The 20,838-nt window shown below is 70.5% G+C and carries 13 protein-coding genes; 7 read left to right on the plus strand and 6 right to left on the minus strand.

From position 1 onward, the window contains the following. Positions 1–224 precede the first annotated feature (224 nt). Together ACFVTR_RS09870 and ACFVTR_RS09875 are read right to left on the minus strand one after the other, a co-directional pair. Entirely contained in the window at positions 225–4,853 is a 4,629-nt protein-coding gene (locus tag ACFVTR_RS09870; protein ID WP_387036894.1) for a DNA/RNA non-specific endonuclease, read from the minus strand. Continuing rightward, positions 4,853–6,676, minus strand: coding sequence for a trypsin-like serine peptidase (locus tag ACFVTR_RS09875; RefSeq protein WP_387036896.1), 1,824 nt, complete (start codon positions 6,674–6,676; stop codon positions 4,853–4,855). The genes ACFVTR_RS09870 and ACFVTR_RS09875 overlap by 1 nt, the downstream gene beginning before the upstream one ends. Before the next feature lie 240 nt (positions 6,677–6,916). Here ACFVTR_RS09875 and ACFVTR_RS09880 point away from each other — a divergent pair, with 240 nt between their 5' ends. From ACFVTR_RS09880 to ACFVTR_RS09895, 4 genes are all read left to right on the plus strand, one after another. Continuing rightward, positions 6,917–7,318, plus strand: coding sequence for a hypothetical protein (locus ACFVTR_RS09880; protein WP_387036898.1), 402 nt, complete (start codon positions 6,917–6,919; stop codon positions 7,316–7,318). A gap of 323 nt (positions 7,319–7,641) precedes the next feature. Further along, positions 7,642–9,885, plus strand: coding sequence for a M43 family zinc metalloprotease (locus ACFVTR_RS09885; protein WP_387036899.1), 2,244 nt, complete (start codon positions 7,642–7,644; stop codon positions 9,883–9,885). Then, complete coding sequence (locus ACFVTR_RS09890) at positions 9,882–10,199, plus strand: hypothetical protein (RefSeq protein ID WP_387036901.1); 318 nt, start codon at positions 9,882–9,884, stop codon at positions 10,197–10,199. Before ACFVTR_RS09885 ends, ACFVTR_RS09890 begins: the two co-directional genes overlap by 4 nt. Then, positions 10,196–11,539: a M20/M25/M40 family metallo-hydrolase gene (locus tag ACFVTR_RS09895; protein WP_387036903.1), complete on the plus strand. Its 1,344-nt coding sequence runs from the start codon at positions 10,196–10,198 to the stop codon at positions 11,537–11,539. The genes ACFVTR_RS09890 and ACFVTR_RS09895 overlap by 4 nt, the downstream gene beginning before the upstream one ends. Here the strand turns inward: ACFVTR_RS09895 and ACFVTR_RS09900 are convergent, their stop codons facing one another. The 4 genes from ACFVTR_RS09900 to ACFVTR_RS09915 are packed head-to-tail and all read right to left on the minus strand — an operon-like array spanning position 11,540 to position 17,028. Continuing rightward, positions 11,540–12,937 carry a hypothetical protein gene (locus ACFVTR_RS09900; protein ID WP_387036905.1) on the minus strand — a complete coding sequence of 466 codons (1,398 nt, stop codon included), beginning with the start codon at positions 12,935–12,937 and terminating at the stop codon, positions 11,540–11,542. It abuts the gene before it with no gap. Further along, on the minus strand, positions 12,930–14,219 hold the full coding sequence (locus tag ACFVTR_RS09905) for a CHAT domain-containing protein (protein WP_387036907.1): 1,290 nt from the start codon (positions 14,217–14,219) through the stop codon (positions 12,930–12,932). Before ACFVTR_RS09905 ends, ACFVTR_RS09900 begins: the two co-directional genes overlap by 8 nt. Positions 14,220–14,230: 11 nt before the next feature. Then, positions 14,231–15,658: a hypothetical protein gene (locus tag ACFVTR_RS09910; RefSeq protein WP_387036909.1), complete on the minus strand. Its 1,428-nt coding sequence runs from the start codon at positions 15,656–15,658 to the stop codon at positions 14,231–14,233. After that, positions 15,658–17,028 carry a hypothetical protein gene (locus ACFVTR_RS09915; RefSeq protein ID WP_387036911.1) on the minus strand — a complete coding sequence of 457 codons (1,371 nt, stop codon included), beginning with the start codon at positions 17,026–17,028 and terminating at the stop codon, positions 15,658–15,660. The genes ACFVTR_RS09910 and ACFVTR_RS09915 overlap by 1 nt, the downstream gene beginning before the upstream one ends. Before the next feature lie 629 nt (positions 17,029–17,657). On the opposite strand from ACFVTR_RS09915, the gene ACFVTR_RS09920 reads away from it, so the two are divergent. Genes ACFVTR_RS09920 through ACFVTR_RS09930 form a run of 3 tightly spaced genes read left to right on the plus strand, consistent with a single transcriptional unit; the run spans position 17,658 to position 20,699 of the window. Beyond that, complete coding sequence (locus tag ACFVTR_RS09920) at positions 17,658–18,449, plus strand: hypothetical protein (protein WP_387036913.1); 792 nt, start codon at positions 17,658–17,660, stop codon at positions 18,447–18,449. 15 nt (positions 18,450–18,464) lie between these two features. Next, positions 18,465–19,715: a hypothetical protein gene (locus ACFVTR_RS09925; protein ID WP_387036915.1), complete on the plus strand. Its 1,251-nt coding sequence runs from the start codon at positions 18,465–18,467 to the stop codon at positions 19,713–19,715. Positions 19,716–19,718: 3 nt separating this feature from the next. Further along, positions 19,719–20,699 (plus strand): hypothetical protein, encoded by a 981-nt coding sequence (locus ACFVTR_RS09930; protein WP_387036917.1) that lies wholly within the window; start codon positions 19,719–19,721, stop codon positions 20,697–20,699. The last annotated feature ends 139 nt before the right edge of the window (positions 20,700–20,838 follow it).

Genomic DNA, 20,838 nt, shown 5'->3' on the forward strand with positions numbered 1-20,838 from the left:
CTCGACCGTAGACGAGGCCACGGACATCGACAAGGGGTGCCCTGAGCGGGCGCCCTCTTCCGGCGCGCGTACGGCAAACCCGGCGCAGCGTTCGAACCGGCCGCTGCGTTCACGGGTGAAACGCCGGCGCCGTGGTCGTCAGCGCAGGAGATCGGGACCCATCCGCCCCCACAGCGGGCAATCGCCCGATCTCCTGCACCGGCGACAACACGTGCGCGGGCCTGTCAGGTCACGATCTGGTCGAACCGGTCGAGCGGCAGGAACACCGGCTGACCGGCCTCGACGGCCTCGATGCCGGGGCCGGTGCCGAGCGGGTCGGCGGCGAGGTAGTGGTCGAGGTCGACGTCCAACGCGTCCGCCAGGTCGGCGACCGAGACCTGGAAGGTCCGGTACGCGCCGAACGCGAAGCCCTCGACGGCCTCGACGAGCTCGCGACCTTCGAGCAGGTCGCGCAGGAGGTCGCCCTGGCTCAGCACGTACGCCGTGGCGTGCAGCTTCGGCTGGCCGTCGTTCTGCGCGGCCGCCATGACGACCAGCTTCCAGAACTCGACCGGAAGTTGCACGCCGCTGTCGTCGTGGGCGGGGTCGCCGGGCCGCAGGACCGGACCCGTGAACACGCATGCCTTCAGCCCCTCGGTCTGCGCACTGTTCAGGATGTAGTCCTCGAGGCCGAGCCAGAGCTGTGCGCCCTGGTTGAGCCGGGAGTGCTGGAGCGCGCTGTTCGTGTAGTGGAACGTGTCTTCGTTGGCGAGCCGCACGAGCTCTGTGACCTCGCCGCTGTTGCGTGCGGCCGGATCCCAGTTCGGGTCCTGCCGGCGCACCATGTGGCCGCGATCGAGGTTCCGGTCGCGGTAGTCGTCCTTGCCGAGCTGGGATTCCAACGGGATGCGCAGATCCTGGAACCACTTGTCGCCGGATCGCTTCAACTGCACGAAGTGTTCGCCGTCGATGTTCACCGCGGTCGTGAACGGCTGCTTGCGGGCGAGGTGGTACTTCACGCCGAAGTGGAGGTACCGCAGCTCGTGCGGCCGGTCGTCGTCGGCGTCGCTCGGTGCGGCGAGGGCCTGCTCCTGCTCGTCCGACAGCACCGGCCAGGGCGCGGAGAGGCCGTGCCCGAGGAAGTCGGGGTCGTAACCTTCGCGTCCGTCGAAGTGGTCGACTCGATGGGTGCCGTCGCCCGCCGCCTCGGGTCCCGGAACCGCGTCGGGTCGCGGGACGAACCCGCCGACCACCGGCCGCTCGCCGGCGGCGAGGGCACGCAGCGTTCCGGCGCCGACCGCGCTGTTCTCGACGCCGAACAGGCCCGAGAAGTGCAGCCCGACGACCTTGCCCGTGTGCAGGTCGAACAGCGGCGATCCGGAGTTCCCCCCGAGCGTCGTGCAGTCGTGGGTGAGCTTGCCGCCTCCGCCGAGCGGCTGGAGCACCTTGCCCGGCGCGAAGCGCTTGACGTCGAAGATGTCGCCGAAGTACTTCGCCATGAGGTTCTGGTCGTTGCGACTGTCGAACGCCGGATATCCGATGATGGCGACGAGCGCGTCCCGCTCGGCCTCCTCGTCGGCGAGCTCGAACGTCGACGGCAGGTCGTCGCCCACGATCCGCAGCAGGGCGACGTCGGCGGAGAGGTCGTCGGCGAGGTAGAGCACCTTCTCGACCTTGAAGGGGGTGGCGTCCCCCGGATTGGAGGTGACCTCCTCCTTGAAGTCGAGGTTGGCCCGGTAGAGGACCCCGCTCGGCGAGCGCAGGAAGGCGCCGCTGCCGTCGGCGACGCGCTCGGCCACGAGCTTCGCGACGTGCCGGTTGGTGGCGACCACGCGAGCGTCGCCGTCCTCGCGGATGACCCACCCGGTTCCGCCCCACGCCATCCGATGGTTGAGGAACTCGACCCGGCCCACCGACGGGATCAGGGCTTCGGCGCCCTTGATGAGCGCATCGGTTCCGGCGGGGAAGTCGACCAGGTCGTCGGGGCCGATCTCGACCTCGCCGTTCCTCACCAGCATCGGGGGCCGGCCGACGCGTTGCACGATCGCTTCGAGCAGGTCGACGCCGTCGGCGCTCTCGAGCGCCTCTGCGCCTCGGTCGTTCACGGCCTCGACGACGTTCGGCGGCACGACGGTCTCGGGCAGGCGCTGGTCGGTGACGAACCGCTCGACGGCGGCTCGGAGTGCGTCGGAACGGTTGAGTTCCCGACGGAGGCTTCCGAGGCGCTGTGCCTCGTCGCCATCGTGGATCGACATGACGGTCTCCTTTCGGTGGGGTGCTGCTTCGCGGTCGATGATCGGTGGTCTGGGTCGGAGAGTGGATGTCCCGCGCCGGCCGGTTCCGCGCAGGAGGGTCGCAACGCCCGGGACGAGCGCGGCGGGCACATCGCCGTCGAGCAGGGCGGCCGCTGCCGCCTCGAGCGCGGCAGGGCCGGTCGAGCCGTCGGCGGCGTCCGCTGCGGCCTCCGCCGCCGCCACCGCCTCGGGCCGGCGGTCGCGGACGAGATCGAGGACGGCGTCGCCGGAGCCGGCATCCGGATGCCATGCCGCGAGCTCTGCGATCGCGAGCGCAGGCCCGTCGCCGCTCGCGAGCCGGGTCAGGCGATCCGCGATCGACACGTCGACCGCGATCGCGGCAGGCGCAGCGGCGCTCTCCTCGACAACGCCGTACGCCCACCGGCCCGCCGCCGTGCGACGCCAGCGTTCGGCCGCGGCGGCCACCGAGCGGAGGTCGTCGTCCTCGCGGAGCCACGCCGCGAGGCCCGCGACCTCGGCGAGCAGGCCCAGGTCGGTCAGCGTCTCGAGCGCGAGCGAATCGGGCACCGGACGGCGCACATGCCATCGCGCGCCACCGGGCGCCAGGAGGCCGACCGCGTCGAGCGGGCCGATCACCTTCATGGCGTGCTCGGCGAGGTGCGCATGCTCGGGCAGGCGGCTCATGGTGTCGAGGACGTCGGTGTGCGGGACGAGCGCGGCGAGCGAGCGGGCGATCCCGGCCGTTCGGCGATGGGCAGGCCACGGCCGATCGTTCGCGTCGACGCCGAGCCGGCTGTCGATGCGTCGGCCGCTCGCGTCGAGCGCGCGATTCGACGGCGGCGCGTACCAGGTCGAGACCGCGGAGCCGGCGGCGTCGACGGCGGGCGCCGGCCGGTGCACCGGGAATCCCGCGGCGTGCAGCGCGAAGCGCAGGGCCCCGCCGCCGAGCAGCGGGATGGACGGCCCGGCGATCCGGTCGACGGCGAGCCGCCCGAGTTCGGTCCAGGTGTCCGGCGGCTGCGCGTCGCGCGCCCCGGGTACGGCGGGCGGGGGCCGAAGCTCCACGACGAGCCGCGCGAACTCGAGCTCGGCGGCGAGCTCGAGCTGGCAGAACGCGTCGAGCGGTCTCGCGCGCAGGTCGTCGGCGAGCCGGCTTCCAAACCCGTCGCCCAGCTCCGCTGCGGCGTGCGCCTGGGCCCAGCGGCCGGTTCGCCAGAGCAACGTCAGGACGTCCGGGGCATCCGGGGCGCCGGCGGCGGGCGGGACGCCGCGGTAGGCGGTGCGGAACACAGCGTCGCCCTCCAGCCAGTCGGACCGGCCGTTCAGGTCGCGCAGCCGTGCGCCCGGGTCCGCGAGCTCTGCCGGCCCGGATTCGTCGAGGCCTTCGCCGATCGCGGTGACGGCGATGTCGGCGAGTTCGGCCAGCTCGTCGAGCAGGAACAGCAACCGGCTGGGATGCGTCGTGCCGCCGCGCGAACGGAGCGCGTCGAGATGTTCGATCACGACGAGGGCGACGGGTGCGCCGCCGCCGGGCCGGGATGGTTCTGCGAACGCTTCGCCGATCGCCGAGGCGAGCTCCGGCGGTACCGATTCCCGGGTGTCGCCCTTGAGGTTCCGCTGGCCGGGCACTGCGGCGGCGGCGCGCTTGCGCGCAGCGAGGAGCCTGCGCTCGGTTCCGCGCAGCTGCACGGACGCCTGCCGTGCGAACTCGACGACGAGCCCGGGGGCGTCCTGCACGTCCAGACCAGGACGGGCGAAGTCCAGCCGGATCGCGGCGACGTCGTCGACCGGCACGGCCGCGCTCGCCAGCCGGTCGAGCAGCTTCGCCGAGGCCGCTCCGACGGGCAGCGAGCGGCGCTGCAGCCGGCCGCGCGGAGCGGCCCTGGCTTCCGCGATCCAGTCCTGAACGTCGGACGGGAGGGCGTGCGTGGCATCCTGCGCCGCATCCGCTGCCATATCCGCCGCATCCGCCGCATCCGCCGCGAAGGCCGCCGCGCCGATCCGCGCCCGGCGCTCCTCGAGGCCGAGCCGCACGATGACCGCGCGCACCTCCGTGAGGCGCGCCGCGCACAGCGCGAGGCCGCTCGCCCAGCTCAGGCCGGTCGAGGTCCGCGCGAGCAGACCGCGATCGTCCTCGCCGACGGCGCCGATCGGTCGGTGGGTGCGCTCGAGGAGCCTCGTGATCGCCGCGTCCGTGAACATCCCGACGCCGTCGACGGCGTCGAGGAGGTCGAGCGTAGCGCGGTCGCCGTCGAGCTCCGCCTGAGCGCGGCGTTCGGCGACGCGGTCCTGGAACCGGGGTTCCGCCGACAGGGCTCCGAGGATGCGCCGTCGCTCGACGCCGCGGATCAGCCAGAGGGCGTCGGCGGTGTCGAGCGACCCCAGCCCCTCTGCTCCGCTCGCTTCGCAGACACGGGACAGGGCGGAGGCGACCGCGGTCAGCTCCGAGGGCCGGAGGCGCGACCATGACTCCACCGCCCGGAGCGCGTCGGCCGGGTCGAAGGGCCCCGACAGCGCCGCGAACCGCTTGGCCTCCTCGGCGGCGTGCTCGGCGCGTGCAGGCCGGTGGCGCTCGCCGTCGGCGGACGGCGGAGCGGCGGTGCCGGCACCGGTGTCCATCACCCGCCTCCTTCGGCGCGGAGCGCCGCACCGCCGAGCAACTTGAGGACCTTGCCGAGCTGCGGCGCGATGTCCGCGAGCACGGCTGTCGGGTACGCGCCGTTCACGTGCGGACGGTCGATGAGCGCGACCTCGGCGTGAGATTCGATCAGGTCCGGATTCGGCTCGACGCCCACCGATTCGAGCGCGGCGGTCAGGTAGTCGCGCACGTCGGCGGCGCTGAACGTGCCGACGTAGTCGACGACGAGCCCCCGCGACCCCTCTCCCGAGGCCGCTCCGGCGCTCGAGAACTCGAGCCCGCCGAACTGCACCGTCTCGAGACCGGCGATCACCAGGCGCAGGTGCTCGCACTCGAGGGCCGCGCCGACGAACGATTCCAGATGCATCCGCCCGGATTCGGTGAGCTGGCGCGACGCGTCGTCCACGAACACCCACGCGGTCCGGTCGCCGGCCGCGGCATCGAGCCGGGCAGCGAGCGTGGCACCGTCGAGGCCGTCACCCGCGTCCACCGCGAAGCCGGCGGCGCGGGCGCGGATCGCGATGTCCACGGCGACATCGTCCAGGAGTTGGTCGAGCGGGACGCGGATGAGCACATGCCGCCCGACCCGGCGCTGGAGGAGCTCCTCCAGGATCCGCGCCGAGAACCCGAACCCGGTCTGGTCGTCGTCGACGGTGGTGGGGTCGCGACGCTTGAGCCGGACGCCTCGGACCCGGGTTGCCGGCTCGCCGGCAGCGGCGACGGCTTCGATGAAGTGGTCGCGCCCGACGACCGGATGCTCCAGGCCGTCGCCGAGACGCCAGAGCGCCGCCGGGCGGATCGCCGTCGTCACGGCCGGCCGGATGCCCTCGTAGAACGCCGAGAGGGGGACGAGCCGGCCCGCCTGCCATTTGCCGTCCTTCCGCTTCGAGCCGTACCGCCCTTGGTGCAGGCCGAGCAGCGTGTACTCGCTGTCGAAGCATGCCCCGCCCGACGATCCGCCGTCGGTCTTCACGCTGTGCTGGAGCCTGGTCGTCAGGTCGCGGATCGAGGAGGCCCGGCCCTGACCGAACCCGCGGTCCCACCCCGCGGGGAAGTCCAGCAGGTAGATCGACCGGGCGTCGGTGACGCTCGGCGCGGACTCGGGCAGCTCCGCGTAGCCGAGCGAGCGCGCCGCCCGCTCCTTCAGCCTGAGCAGGACGACATCGTGCTTGCCCGCGACGTCGGCGTCGCTGCCCGGCGCGTGCTGGAGGAGTTCGGCCGTGCCGCATTCGGAGGAGTACGCCAGGTGCGGCGCGACGTGGAACACGCGGCCGTCGGCGAGTCTGACCGAGACATCCGTGACGTCCGTCGATCCGCTCCGGATCGCGCGGCGCACGACGTGCCAAGCGGTGAGCACGAGGTCGGGCCCGACGAGGAAACCGCTGCCCTCGAGGCGTCCGCCGACGAAGACCCTGCAGCGCATCCGCTTGGCCCGTGCGAGGAAGAGGTTCCGCAGATCGGGGTCGAAACGGTCCGAAGGCTCGTCCGGCTCCGGGTGGCCGGGCGGCGCTGGATGCCCCTGGGCAGGGTGGTTCGTCTCGGGATGCCCCGGGGACGCTCGATGCACGCCCACCGAGGCTCCGCGCACCCGGAGCGCATCGCGGAACACCGGGATGAGATGCATCGCCGCGACCCGCTCGACGCAGAACTCCGCCGGGTCGAGCCCGAGCACCCGCGCCGCCGCGGTCATCGCGCGCAGGTCGACGGGCGCCGCATCCGATCCGAGCTGCGCGGCGCGCAGTGCGTCGTCGGCGATCGCAGGGGAGGTGCGGATCGCCTCGATGAGGTCCGTCGCCCTGGCCATGTTCGCCCCCTCACGCCCGTGGGACGGGGGATGCCGGCGGCGGAGCCCCGAGGCCGCCGCATCCTCCCGGATCTGGTCCCGTCCTACGCCTGATCCGGGAGGGACGGCAAGAGGGATAGCACTGAGGCCCGCTCCGTGCGCGGGTTGACGGGAGCGAAACCGTTGCCCGATCGTGCTCGATGTCGTCGCCGGTGACCCGGGCTCAGCGTCGGACCGGCTCTCCGCGTCGGCAAGGCGGTGGTGGCCGAAGCCGATGTCGTTGTGCGGATCGAGGACACGGCATTCGTGATCGAGTGCAAGTCGCGCCGTGCCACCAAGACGGACACGTGCGTGACCTTCGAGGACGCGAGCGCTCGAGTTCGGGCGGTGGGTGCGTGGGCCGCGCAAGTCCGTCGGACCGCCGAGTTCTTCGCGCAGCATCCTGTCGGCCCGATTCACGCCGTCCCCACCGACATCCGGTGGATCGTCCCGATCGTGTGCAGCGAAGGCCTGGAGATCGACTGGCTTCAGCCCGAGTCCGCCTACCTGGTGCCGAGGGAAGTCAGCATCTTCATGCGGGCGGACGAACTCGTCCAGTTCCTCCTGTCGACGCAATGGCGGGCAGCGGAGTCGCGCGCATATCAGTACCGGGTTAGGCGGTGATCGGCTCGCACAGCGGCGCGACGGTGCCCGACGGCCAGCGCAGAACCGATTGCCGAATCCACAGCGAACTGGGGCTTGTGGCGACGCCATGAGAGGAGCATCGTGAGGGATTGCAGCCCCAGGGGGAGGCTGCCATGAGGGTGGCGCGATGCCGAACCTTCGTCGTGCCGCCTGCCACAGGGGGGTGGACGATCATGCCACGAAAGAGCAATGGCGCATCCGGCAAGGCCGGAGAGCCGGACCCGGCCGAGGCCGGAAGGGCGATGGGCGCGTCCGATGCGGACGCGATGTCGGGCGGCGCGATGTCGGGAGGCGCGCGCGGGATGTCCGACGGCGGGATGAAGGGCGGCGCGATGTCCGCGTCGGGCCGCAAGAGCGGTGCGATGAGCCGGGATGCCGCCTCGATGGGGACCGACGGCATCAGGGGGGTCGGGATGAACCGCATGGCGGGTGACGTCTCGGGCGGCGGCGCCGGCGGGACGGCATACGGAGCATCGGACGACGAGGCCCCGATGCCGGCCCGCGGTTGGTGCGGCACGATGGAGGAGCACCGGCGTCTGATCTCCACGTCAGAGGAATACGTCCGCGCGAGGGCGGCGATCGAGAACCACGCGCGGCAGTTTCCGGCGGACGAAGAGGCCATGCAGGCGCGGTTCCCCGGCGTGGTCCGGATCCCCGTCGTCGTGCACGTGCTGCACAACACCGCCGCGCTGAACATCAGCGATGCGCAGGTGCAGAGCCAGATCGACGTGCTGAACCGCGACTTCCGCGCGACGAACCCGGACGTCTCGGCCGTGCCCGGCGTGTTCCAGCCGCTCGTCGCGGACGCTCGCGTGGAGTTCTTCCTCGCGTCGACCGACCCGCAGGGGAATCCGACGAACGGCATCACGCGCCGTGCCACCAATGTGACGTCGTTCGCGCAGGAGACCAACGCGGCGAAGTTCGCCTCGAGCGGCGGCACCGATGCGTGGCCGGCGGACCGGTACCTGAACGTCTGGGTCTGTCCGGTCCACAACGTGAACGGTGCGCTCCTCGGCTACGCCCAGTTCCCCGGTGGACCCGCGGCGACCGACGGCGTGGTGATCGCGACCACGGCGTTCGGCACGACGGGCACGGCCACCGCGCCGTTCCACCTGGGTCGCACCGCGACGCACGAGATCGGGCATTGGCTGAACCTCTTCCACATCTGGGGCGACGACGGCACTGGGTGCAACGGCACCGACGAGGTCGCCGACACGCCGAACCAGGGCGGTCCGAACTTCGGCGCGCCGACGTTCCCGACGACGAGCTGCAGTAACGGGCCCGACGGAGACCTGTTCATGAACTACATGGACTACACCGATGACCCGTCGATGTTCATGTTCACCACCGGCCAGGTGGCCCGCATGGAGGCGACGCTGGACGGCGCCCGCCGTTCGTTCCTCACGCTGGCGCGTCATCCGGAACCGGCCGGACCGGTCGTTTCGTGGAGCTCGGACCGCATCGACGCGTTCGTCATCGGCACGGACCGCGCGATGTACCACAAGTGGTTCGACAGCGCGTCCGGATGGGGGCCCTCGATCACCGACTACGAGTACATGGGTGGGATCTGCATGAGCGCAGCAGAAGTCGCGACCTGGGGCGCGGACCGCCTCGATGCGTTCGTCCTCGGCACCGACCGGGCGATGTACCACAAGTGGTGGGACGGGTCGTCGTGGGGTCCGTCGGTCACCGACTGGGAGTACATGGGCGGCACGTGCCTCACCCGGCCGCGGCTCGCGACGTGGGGCCCGAACCGCCTCGATGCGTTCGTGCTCGGAACCGACCGCGCGCTCTACCACAAGTGGTGGGACGGCGCCGCCTGGGGGCCGGCCGTCACCGACTACGAGTACATGGGCGGGGTGTGCCTCACGCGACCCGAGGTCGTGGCGTGGGGTCCGAACCGGCTCGACGTGTTCGTGATCGGCACCGACAGCGCGCTCTACCACAAGTGGTTCGACGGCGTGACGGGCTGGGGCCCGTCGGTCACCGACTACGAGTACATGGGCGGCGTCTGCACGAGTCCGCCGACGGCGGTCGCCTGGGGTCCGAACCGGCTCGACGTGTTCGTGATCGGCACGGATAGCGCGCTCTACCACAAGTGGTGGGACGGCTCGTCGTGGGGTCCGTCGGTCACCGACTGGGAGTACATGGGCGGGATCTGCACGAGCGCGCCGGCCGTGGTGTCGTGGGGTCCGAACCGGCTCGACGTGTTCGTGATCGGCACCGACAGCGCGCTGTACCACAAGTGGTGGGACGGCTCCTCGTGGGGTCCGTCGGTCACCGACTGGGAGTACATGGGCGGCACCTGCGTCAAGGGGCCCGACGTCACCTCGTGGGGTCCGGACCGGCTCGACGTGTTCGTCACGGGCACCGACGGCGCGCTGTACCACAAGTGGTGGGATGGCGCGGCCTGGGGGCCGTCCGTCACGGGCTACGAGTACATGGGCGGCGTCATCGGCGACCTCCGGCACGTTGTGCCGGACTCGCCGGCGGGCCTCGTCGTTCCCGGTGACGCACTCATCGGCCAGCGCACCCGACGACCATGATGGACGAGCGGCTCTTCCAGGTGTGGGTGCACTCCCGCGAGGAGGATCACGACGGCGTGACCGTCTACCGTCCGGCCGGGTACGCGCTGCCGCCCGCGCGAGGGCGCACCGGCATCGAGTTCCGGCCGGACGGCACCCTCGTCGAGCACGGTATCGGGCGAGACGACACCGCCGAGAGCCGGCCGGGCGGCTGGCACCTCGTCGGAGCCGACCGACTCGCGCTCGACGGGGTGACGGGCGACTCCCGCAGCGTTCGGATCGTCTCGATCGAGGATGACCGGCTGGAGGTCTCGGAGGAGAGTCCGCCGCCGTGAGCGACGACGTCCGCTATCTCGTAGAACCTGCGGGGACCGGCGATCACGCCGACGCGTATCGCATACGGATCGCGGAGGCCGAGGTCGTCTGGACCTCCGCCGACCGCACCCTCGGGCGTGCGTCCCGCCGCTCGTCCGGCCTGCTGCTCGTGACGCAGGTCGGGCGGTCGTTCCAGGACGCCTTCCCCGACGTGAAGCCGGTGCTCGACCACGGCCGACACCTGGTCGTCCCGGCCGACGAACGCCTGTCGGAGCTGCCGCGCGACGACTGCTGGCGCGTCGAACCGGTCCCGGTCGGTGCCGTGGTCGTCGACGTTCCAGAGCTCCGGGCGGCGCGCGCTGACCCGACGGTCGCCGACCTGCTCGACCGACTGTCGTCGGCCTCGTACGCCGCAGATCTGGCCACGCTCGCGAGCCTGCCGACGCGGCACTCGCTGAGCGCCGGGTTCTCGACCTCGATCGAGTGGGCCGAGGGCCGGATGATGGAGCTCGGATTCGCGACGAGCCGGCAGCTGGTCGCGGTGGGTGGAGGCCGGAGCGCGAATCTCATCGGTGAGCGGCCGGGCGCGGCATCCGGCGATCGTGGCGTCGTCATCGTGTCCGCGCACCTGGACTCCGTGAACCTCGCGGGAGGCCCCGGCGCACCCGCTCCGGGCGCGGATGACAACGGCAGCGGATCGGCCGGCGTGCTCGAGCTCGGCCGGGTGCTCGCCTCCCGGTCGTTCCAACACGACCTCCGGTTGATCCTGTTCGGCGGGGAGGAGCAAGGCCTCCTCGGCAGCCGGACGTACGTTGCGTCGGTGTCGTCCGCCGAACGGGCCCGGATCCGCGCGGTGCTCAACATGGACATGATCGCGACGCGGAACACTGCCGTGCCGACCGTGCTGCTCGAGGGCGCCCAGGTCTCGGCGACGCTGATCGACGCACTGACCGTCGCCGCAGCGACCTACACGGGGCTGCGCGTCGAGACTTCGCTGTCGCCGTTCGCGAGCGACCACGTGCCGTTCATCGACGCGGCGATCCCCGCGGTGCTCTCGATCGAGGGCGCCGACAGCGCGAACGGCCGCATCCACAGCGCCGACGATGTGCTCGCGCACCTCGACCACGCGCTCGCGATGGAGATCCTGCGCATGAACGCGGCGGCTCTCACCGCATGGCTCGTCCCGGTGGCCGGCATGCCGCGGCCGGCCGGCTCGGTGGTCTCGTGGGGGCCCGGGCGGATCGACGTGTTCGCAGCCGGGGTCGACTCGGATGTGCTGCACAAGGGCTGGGACGGGTCGGCGTGGCAGCCGAGCGCCACGGGGTACGAGTCGCTGGGCAGGGGAGTCGTGCGGCCCTGACTAACCGAGTCCTGGAATGCGTACGGTCGGATCCCCGAGGAGCACCAAGGACTGCCGGTCCATCGCGGTGAGCCTGAGTTTCGTCATCTCCTTGAGCACCTTCGCGTCGTCGTCCGTGTTGAGCAGCACGGCCAAGCCCGTCCATCTGCTGTACAGCGCGCCGATCCCGGCGCGGTACTCGGTGAAGATGTGGCCGACTGGCTGGCCGAAGTGGAGATTGCTCGAGAGACCGTCGACGAGATCCCCGGTCAGCCGCGCGCCGGAGTCAGGATCCTCCAGCGTCCAATCGAACGTCGGTTCCACGTGGCCGAAGACGGCACGCACGGGCTTCTTCCGGGAGAGCAACGCCAGGGGAGCCGGAGCGACGGTCGAGCCCAGGGCCGTGACGGACTCGACGACCGCGCGAGCGTCGGTGTTCGGCTCGAGCAGATCTGCGAACCGGCTCGTCGCCGAAGAGCCGGCAGAGCAGCACGCCTGCGCGAACCACACGGCGCCCGCGGGCATCGAGGAGGTCAGGTCGTCGAGCGGTACTGTCGAGTGCTCGACGTCGACGGGCAGGCCCAGCACCTTCGGCAGTTCGACCGCATCCAGAGGCGTGGCGCCGTGGCTCGACGTGATCACCACCGTCGGGGATCCGCCGAGTGCGGCGACGAGTTCCGAGGCAGTCGCCTCTGCATCGTCTCGCTCGGTCAGGCCCGCGAGTGTTCCCCTGAATGCCTTCAGCACGGGCGCGACGAGCACACTTCGCATGAGCCGTGTGATGTCGCCCACACCGTGATCCACCGTCCAGACGACCGGCGCCGTGTCGTCGGTCGGCGTCGACTCCCATCCGTTCTCGCCGTCGAGCATGGCGTCGATGTACGGCTCCAGCGCGTCGCCGTCGAAGGGCAGGCGGCCCACCGCGTGACGGACGGCCAAGGAGAACTGCACCTGCCACGGAATCTCGGTCGGTGAGCCGGCGATGAGGATGTAGCGCGGCAGCTTGTTCTTCGTCGTTCCGAAATGGGTCAGCCCGACCGGGTGGTCGCTCGTGCTCCCGTCGTCGTAGTAGCGCCGCACGTGGGTGTCGCCGAGGGCTGGGTTCCAGTACAGGAGTGCGGTCCCCTTCCGAGCCGCCAGAAGCTCCCGGATCGCCGGCGGAGCGAGCACACCCGAGACCTTCTCGCGCGACCACGCGAGGTCGGGGGTGTCGCGAAGCAGGATGCCGTATCCGACTCGGGGATCCTGCCAGCAGGTCATGTCGACCGGCTTTTCGAACGCGAGCGGCTCCTGAGCGGGCGGAAGACCGCGTCGCGCCCCCCAGGCCTCCGCGCCGGCGACGAGCGCGCCGACGGCCGGCCGGCCCGGCCAGGCATCGATCTGGATCGCATGCGGGAGTTCGTCGTCAAGATCAGCCACGGGACGCCTCCACGAGTGTGCGGAGCCGGGCGATCGTCTCGTCGGCCTCGGTCAGGAGATCGGGCGGCGTGGTCACGGGGTCGAGTGTCTGCCGGTACTCGCTCCAGGTGTCGAGCGCTGCGCGAAGTTGTCCCTGCTGGTCGGCGGCGACCGGATCGATGGGCTCCACCAGCACTTTCAGATCGTCCTGCTGCGAGTACAGCACCGGGTCGGACCAGGCGTCCACCACGATCGGGTCTACCCCGACGGTCGCGGCCTGGCGTGGCGCCGTGAGTGCGCATGACCATTCGATGACGCGCGGCAGGCCTGGATTCCCATTCCCACCGACCGCTGAGTTCACCAAGGAGAAGATCTCGGGGTACACGGCCGCGGTGAACGTGTTCATCGCACCGAGGTTGACCAGCCGGCGCATCCCGATCACGGCCGGGAGCCCGGCGTCGACGAGCTTGTGAGCGAAGCCCGCTCCGTCTCCGGATTGCGCGGTTTCGCAGGCCGCCAGCACGACCAGCCACGGATCGTGCGGCTGCAGGACTCCGGCCAGATTCTCTGTCGCCAACACGACGGTACCGACGGGTTCGTCACCGGTGAGGTCCTGCTTGGTGGCGAATGCCAGACCGGGAACCGTTCCCGAGTAGGTTCCGTGGCAGAGGACGTGAACGATGTCGGGTTCTGCGTCACCGATCTGCGCGGCCAGTGCGGCTGGAGTGGTTTCGAGCCGCTGGCCGGAGAGGTACGGCGCCGGGTTCTTCGCGATCCGCTCCAGGACCGTCTGCTGCCCCGATATCACGTGCAGGTGGACGTCGAGTCCTTCCTTGCGCGCCTTCCGCACGGCGCTGATGAGGGCGTCCAACTGAGGGAGGGCGTCGCGCTGCGCAGCCGAGAGGACCGCGAGGACGTTGAGCGGAGGCCGGTAGGAGCGTTCCTTCACGTCATACACGAGGGTGCCGATGCGGGCGAGTGGCCATCGCCGGTCGAGCGCGACGAAGCCCTGCTTCGGGTCGTAGAGGCATTCCCACGGGAGCGCATCGGCCTGGGGTGACACGACGCGGAAGTACACCGGCTGCGGCGGCGACGCCGGTGGCTGGGCGAGTGTGATCTTGAGCGCCTGCTTGACCGGTTCGTGCCGCTGCAGCAGACGCACGAGTTCCTGCCCGCGTGCCTGGGCGTTGGCGCCGTTGAGCTCGCCGATCCGGATCTGCCGTCCCTGGTTCATGCCGTCGACGGCGAAGGGTGCCTTGTTGAGCGCCAGCACCGTCATCTTGCCGACGGCGTCCAGGTTCACGATGATCCTCATCACAGCCCCTTGGTGTGTCGCTGGACGAGGGCTTGGATGTCGGCGAGAGCGCTCGAGGCGCCCGACTCGTACGCTCTCGACGACGCGATCTCGCGAGTCGGAGCCGACAGGTTGCGGAGATCGGCGAACTTCGTTTCGACGAAGCGCGACGACGATGCGACCCATGTCGGTACTTCGTCAACCGACTCGAACGTCCGGGCGAGCAGCCCGGCGTCCGGCGATTCCGACAACGCCGCTTCCGCGAGCGTCTCGCGTGCCTGCTGGCCGGTCTGATCGAGTGGGGGCGTGCCCACGACTTCCCGGACCGATTCGGGCTGGACGTACCCGAACCAGGACGGGTGACTCGGGAAATCCTGCGCTGCCGACGGGTCGGCGAAGAACGCGTGTGCGCGGGCGAGGGCCCTGCTCCCGGGGTCGCGGCGCAGCGAGCTGAACAGCGTCGGCCCCGGCCGTAACTGCCCGAGGCTGTCCGCGACCATTCTCGCCGCCACGTCGATGCCACGCGATTCGGGTGCGGCGATCGACACCAGTGATGCGCCGAGCACGTCGGCGAGCTTCCACAGGTCGTTGCTGTCGACCGCCTCGAACAGCGAACCCCTCATTGGAAGGGCTGGGTCCGCCGCGATCGCGAGAACCGCGCGATCGACGCCTGCGATGCCGGGCGCAGCCACGTGCAGCGCCCGCACGGCGACGCCGCTCAGGGAGTCGACGATCCATTCCGCCCAGAGCAGGCGGGGGTCGTTCGGCTCGAACGGTCGCATGCCCGAGGCGGCTCGCGTCTCCGGCCGCCGGCGGCGTGAGGAGACGGCGCGTTCGTGCGAGAGATGTGCGCGGTTGGGGTCGTGGATCCGGACGATGTCGTCCTGGTCCTTTCGCCCGTTCATCAGCTGCTCGTGCGTCCGAACATCCGGGAAGACGTCGATCGTCACGTCCCGATGTCGGAACGCCGACCGCAAAGCCGCGGTGAACTCCTGCACGTGTTTGGCGCCCCAAAGCGCCTGCCTGGGAGCGTTCACGACCATCGCGACCCGCCAGGTTCGGCCCAGGGACGCGGGGAGCGGGAGGTGGTCGGGCACTCGGAGCACCGGGATGTCGATGAGCTCGGACAGGTTCTCCCATGGCACCGCGCCGAGGTACCCGTAGGGAGGCTGCAACCGGAGCCACAGGATCGTCTCGTGCTTGAGTTCCTCGGCCATGGTGCTGCGAACCGCCTCGACAAGTGCCTGGGGCAGCACGACCCGGTCCGGGATGGTGGGCGAGACCTTCGGCCCGAAGTCCCCGAGCGGATCGGTGCGCGTCCAATAGGTCACGTCGGATTCGCCGGCATACCCGTCCAGCCGGCTCTCCACTGTCGGTGCACTCGCTGAGAGATCGAGACGCACCCGCAGCACTGCGAGCCGCCACCGCCGGATGAGCGCACCGGACATCAGGGCGCCTTCGGTGGTGCCGCAAGGGCGTGGAGCGCCCACCATGTGAACGGATTGTTGATGTCCCCATGGCCGCCGATCGCAGGCTTGCCGTTGACCTGACGCGAGCCGTCCAGGGAGATCACCGTTGTCGTGCCCGTCAGGTTGTAGGCCTTTCCTGGATCGAGCAGGTCGCCGTGCGGGAAGTCAGCCTCCTGTTGCGGTCGATATCCGCCGAGGGCTCCGTATCGGTCGGTGTCGCCCACGGCCGCGATGTCGATCTCGCCCAGTGATCCACCGCGCACTGCCAGGTGGAAGAACTGGTGGAGCGGATAGTCGTGCTTGGATCGCGTCGCGAGCACCGGCTGCTCGACACGTTGCAGCACCACTCGGTATCCGCCGGGGATTTCAGTTCCTATGACCTTCTCCGCGAAGCACCATCGATTCACCGCCGGCTGAAGCAGGAGCATCGATCGGACCTTGCGGTCGAGCCGCGCTGACGCGACGGCGGAGAGGAGCACTCGCGCGCCGAAGGAGTGGCCCACGAGGTGCACTCTGGCATCGGAACCTCGGGCGAGGATCTCCTCGAGCAAAGGGCGCACCCCGATGACGCCGACCTTTCCGGCTCGAGCCTTCATCGTCCAGACGCTGCCGAGCCGGAGCGCGTCGCGCGGGCTGAAGCGGGTGCCACCGGCGGTCTTGGGCGTCTCCGACTCCGCTGACGCGGCGCTCGTCGGTTCGTCGGTCGGGCGGTCGACCGTTTTCACGTCCTCCTCTTCCTCGACGAACGGCTCGTCAGGATTCGAGATCGCACTCCATGCCGACAGCACGGCGGCATTGTCCGGCGGTGCGGATGCGCCGTCATCATCGGGTTCGGACCAGATCGCCGCCCGCATGAGCTCGGCCACGCGTTCTGCGTCGTGGCGCCCGAGCGAGTCGGCCCCGTCGATGAGTTCGATGAACTCCGCGGCCGCCTCGGACGACATCTGGCTGGTGATCTCGGCGAGCATGCGTTCGTCTCGCTCGCGTTCGGCGTCGTCTTCGCCGCCGCCGGCGATCACCGGACCTCGGTCGCGTTTGGGGACGAACCATGTCGACGGCCAGATCACGCCGATCAGCACGGGTCTGTACTGGCCGGGGACAGGGAGATCCAGCTTCCTCCGCTGCTCGATGAAGCCTTCGGCGAAACGCACGTAGGCGGCCAGCGCGTCGGCATACACGTTGTTCCAGCCGTGCGAGAACAGGTAGACGTCGGTTGCCGCGCGAGCTGCCTTCACTGCGAGCTCCGCGGTCTTCGGACTCTGCAGCCGCCCGTTCTTGTCGAACCGCAGAAGATACAGATCTGCGGATGCACCGTTGCCGAGTTGGATCTGGCGAACTGGACCGATCATGGCATATCCGGTCGACGTGAGTCGGCGTTTCCCACCGGCGCCAACCGCCCCCCGTAAGTCAGTGTGACCGAGAAGTGAGAGTTTGTCGACTGCGAGAAGGGCACCCGAAGTGGGGGCGTTCTCGGCATGGGCAGGGCAGCCTGACGCCCATCCGATCGGCAAAGATTGGGTGTACGACAGAGCTCTGGCGGACGCGGAACCAACTCCAGGCCGAATCAACTCGAGCCAGTTGTTCGGTCTTCCGGTCCGGCGCCGACCTCATTCCTCAGCGTCTCTGACGGCCTGATCGCGATGTGTGCCACAGTGGCCGCACGGTGACCAACGGCTGGTAGGAGATCTCGTTCCACTTCGTCGGTACGGCACCATGTGAAGAGAGCCTGCCGCAGCGTCGGCGCCTGACGTAGTACAGACGTTGCCGTTGGCCGTGACGTCCCAGTCGATCGCTACGCTGCGAGACCACGTTCAGGGACCACCCGGAACCGGGTCAGTATCTGCACGGATGCCGCGCACCACCGCCGAGCGCACCGTGATCGTGTACCAGTCGGTCATCCGACCGATTGCATCCGGAGGTGGTCGCCGTGTTCAGTCGGGGCCCGCGAAGCGGGTCCGTATTCATCGTGGTGGCGGGCGTGGTGCTCGCCCTGGTGATGACTTCGACGGCGTGCGGCCTCTCGGCACCGGGAGCCCCGGCAGGGGGCGAGCCGTCGAGCAATGCCGAGTCGTCGCCCGACGCGGGCACGGGCAACGGCGACCCCGGTGGCGGCGACCCCGGTGGCGGCGACCCCGGTGGCGGCGACCCCGGTGGCGGCGGCGCCGAAGCGGTGTCCTACACGTGGGGGCTCCCGACGACGAACACCGGAGTCAGCGGCAACGACGGGCCGGCCTATGGATCGCTGCAGCGGAGCTGCGACGAGGGTCAGGCGTACCTCGACGACCGCGCCCCGGAAGGCTACGGCTTCCGGAGTCCACGGAACGTGGTGATGTTCGTCGCCGCCATCGCGGTGTGCCGCGGAGACCTCGACACCGCGAGGATCTACGCCGCGCACGCGATCGAGGAGTACGGACTCGCGGGACTCTACAACCCGGAGATCCTCCCGCCCTGCGATCCGGCGAGCTGCGACCCCGATAGCGCACCCGAGTGCGAGGTGTACCGATCGGTCATGAGCGTGCTCGACCAGGCACCGCGCGAGGAATACGACTGCCCCGGAGGGAGTCCGCCGGAATACCGTTTCCGGACCGACGCCAACGGAGTCACGTGGGTCGACGACCCGGTGACGCTCGACGTCGACGAGAGCGACCGCGCGGATGTCCCGCCGTCGAGCAGTCCGCCGACGACCGACCCGCCGGAGGATGGCGAGGGCGGTGCAACCGACGTGCCCGCGACCGACTCGGGCGCGCCGCCCGGCGCAGGGAACGAATGAACGAGGGAGTCAGCCATGTCCAGAGTTGCTCATTCAGGTCGACTCGTCGTCGTGATCGGCGGCCTCATCGGTGCCGGGGTGCTGGCCGCCGCCGTGGTCACCGCGGGTCCGGGGTGGTGGTCGCAACCCACGCCGACGCAGGGATCCGCGGCGCCCGAGACGGATGCCCCCGCGTACCGGTGGACCCTGCCGCCTGCCGTGACCACGGGTGCTGCACCGCCGCAGCAACCGGATGGCGCTGACGCCCCGGACCCGGCCCCGGCCCCGATCCCCGACGCGCCCGAGGACTTCTCGGCGGATGCGTTCGACTTGGCCGCGCCCGACACGAGCGTGGAGGGCTCCGGTCGGCCCGGAACAGATCGCGAGGGACAGGCCGCTGAAGGATCGGGCGAGCGCGAGTACCGCTGGGTGCTCGTGTCGGAGAACCCGAACGTGGCGTCCGGGTTCACCACCACCTTCGGCATCCTGATGAGCTGCGTCGGTGGCGGCGAAGCGGTGCGGTCGATCATCGAGCACGACCTCGGGGAGCACTTCATCTTCACGCTCTACTACAGCCCTCGCGAGGTCGTCTACCTGGCTGCCGGTTCGTATCTTTGCGGAACTCCCACCGATGTGCAGGTCGCTCGAGACCTCGCCGACCGTGCGGACGCCACCTGGGGCACCTCGGGGCTGACGGCGACCCATCCGGGAGTCTGCATCCTGTACCGCGCCGTGCGGAGCGTGGTCGATGGGCAGGCCGGGGCGAGCTACACCTGCCCGAGCGGACCGCCGCCGCCCTTCCCCGACGAGGGCACTTACACGGCAGATCTGTACAGCCTGTTCACGGCCTCCGAAGCGGCCGTCACCCCCCTCCCCGGCTCAGGTCCGGAAGGGGATCCAGCGGGACTCTCAGCGGAGGATCCGGCGACGGCCGGTGACGCGGTGATCGTCCTCGAGGCATCCGCGGAACACGTTGACCTCTCGACGGCCGGGCCGGACGCGGAGGAGCAGGCGCCTGCGGGTGCTGAGCCGCCGGAGTCCCCGGCCGAGGGCCAGGCCCTTCCGACGGCCGACGCGCCGGCCCTCCAGCCGGCCGCTGAGGCTCATCCCATCGATCCGGCATCGACCGAGGACGCCGGAGTCCCCGAGCCGGATGCCCCGGCGGAAGCCCCGGCACCGACGGAGCAAGTCGCAGTCCCCGAGCCGGATGCCCCGGCGGATGTCCCGGCGGGGACGGAGGTCCCCACCGATCCGCTCGTCGAGCCTGCGCAGGATCCCGGAGCGTGAACGATGTCCGCGCCAGCCTCTTCACCGGCACCGGCACCGGTGCCGGAACCGGCACCGGCACCCGAGTCCGCAGAGGAAGCGGAGGAAACCCGAAGCGGCCTCGTCCGGACGCTCACGACGATCCTCCTCAACGTCAGCGTCCTGACGGCGCTGCTCGTCTACTTCGGATGGGTCCGCAGCGACCGGATGGCCGCGGAGCTCGGAATCGACGAGTCGATCCTGCGGATGTCGGTCGAGGACTACCTGCTGCGGAGCGTTCGGTCGGTCTTCGTTCCGGTCCTCTTCGTCGGCCTCGCGGCGCTCGCCTGGGTCGGGTTCGACCGCTGGTGGGCGAGCCGCCGCGCACGCGACCCGCACGACCCGATCGCGACGTGGTTCGCTCGCTGGATGTGGGCGATCGCGCTCGGCGTCATCGTCGGAGGGTTCCTGCTCGGGTTCGTCGGACTCGCGTGGACCTTCATCGCCGGTCCGCTCATCGCCGCCGGCGGCCTGCTCCTCGTCGCGTACAGCTTCAGGCTCCGCTCGACGCTCCCCGGCGCGGTCGCGGTCTCATCGACGACCGAGGCGGTGTTCCGCGGCGCGACCGCGCTGCTCGTCGCGGTCGGCGTGTTCTACTCGGCGCACAACTACGCCATCGTCGAGGGGACCAGCCTCGCGGCCGACTACGAACGCGTGGTCGCCGGGCTCCCGGGCGTCGAGGTGGACAGCACGAAGCCGCTCGACCTCACCGCTCCCGGAGTGATCGCCCTCTGCACGTCCGATGGGGAGAACACGAGATACCGCTACACGGGGCTCCGACTGCTGGATCGCACCGGCGAGAACTACTGGTTGGTGTCGGACGGCTGGACTCGTGAATACGGCGCGGTCATGGCGCTCCCGACGGACGGCGACGGGACGCGGTTCACGTTCGTCCGGGATACGGACGGGCAGCGGGACTCGGGTGCGTTCGCACCCTGCGATGGTGAGACCGCGACGGTCGAGTAGCTCACATGCAGAACGGTCGCTGGCGATCTCCGGCCTCCCGCATCGCGCGATCGAGCGAGCGAGTCCCCACGGAGAAGTCCGTGCGGGACACCACGTCCTGCGCGCCTCCTGCTTGATTGCGCCGTTCACCCATCGCTCA

The sequence above is a fragment of the Agromyces sp. NPDC058126 genome (assembly GCF_042884595.1).
GTDB lineage: Bacteria > Actinomycetota > Actinomycetes > Actinomycetales > Microbacteriaceae > Agromyces.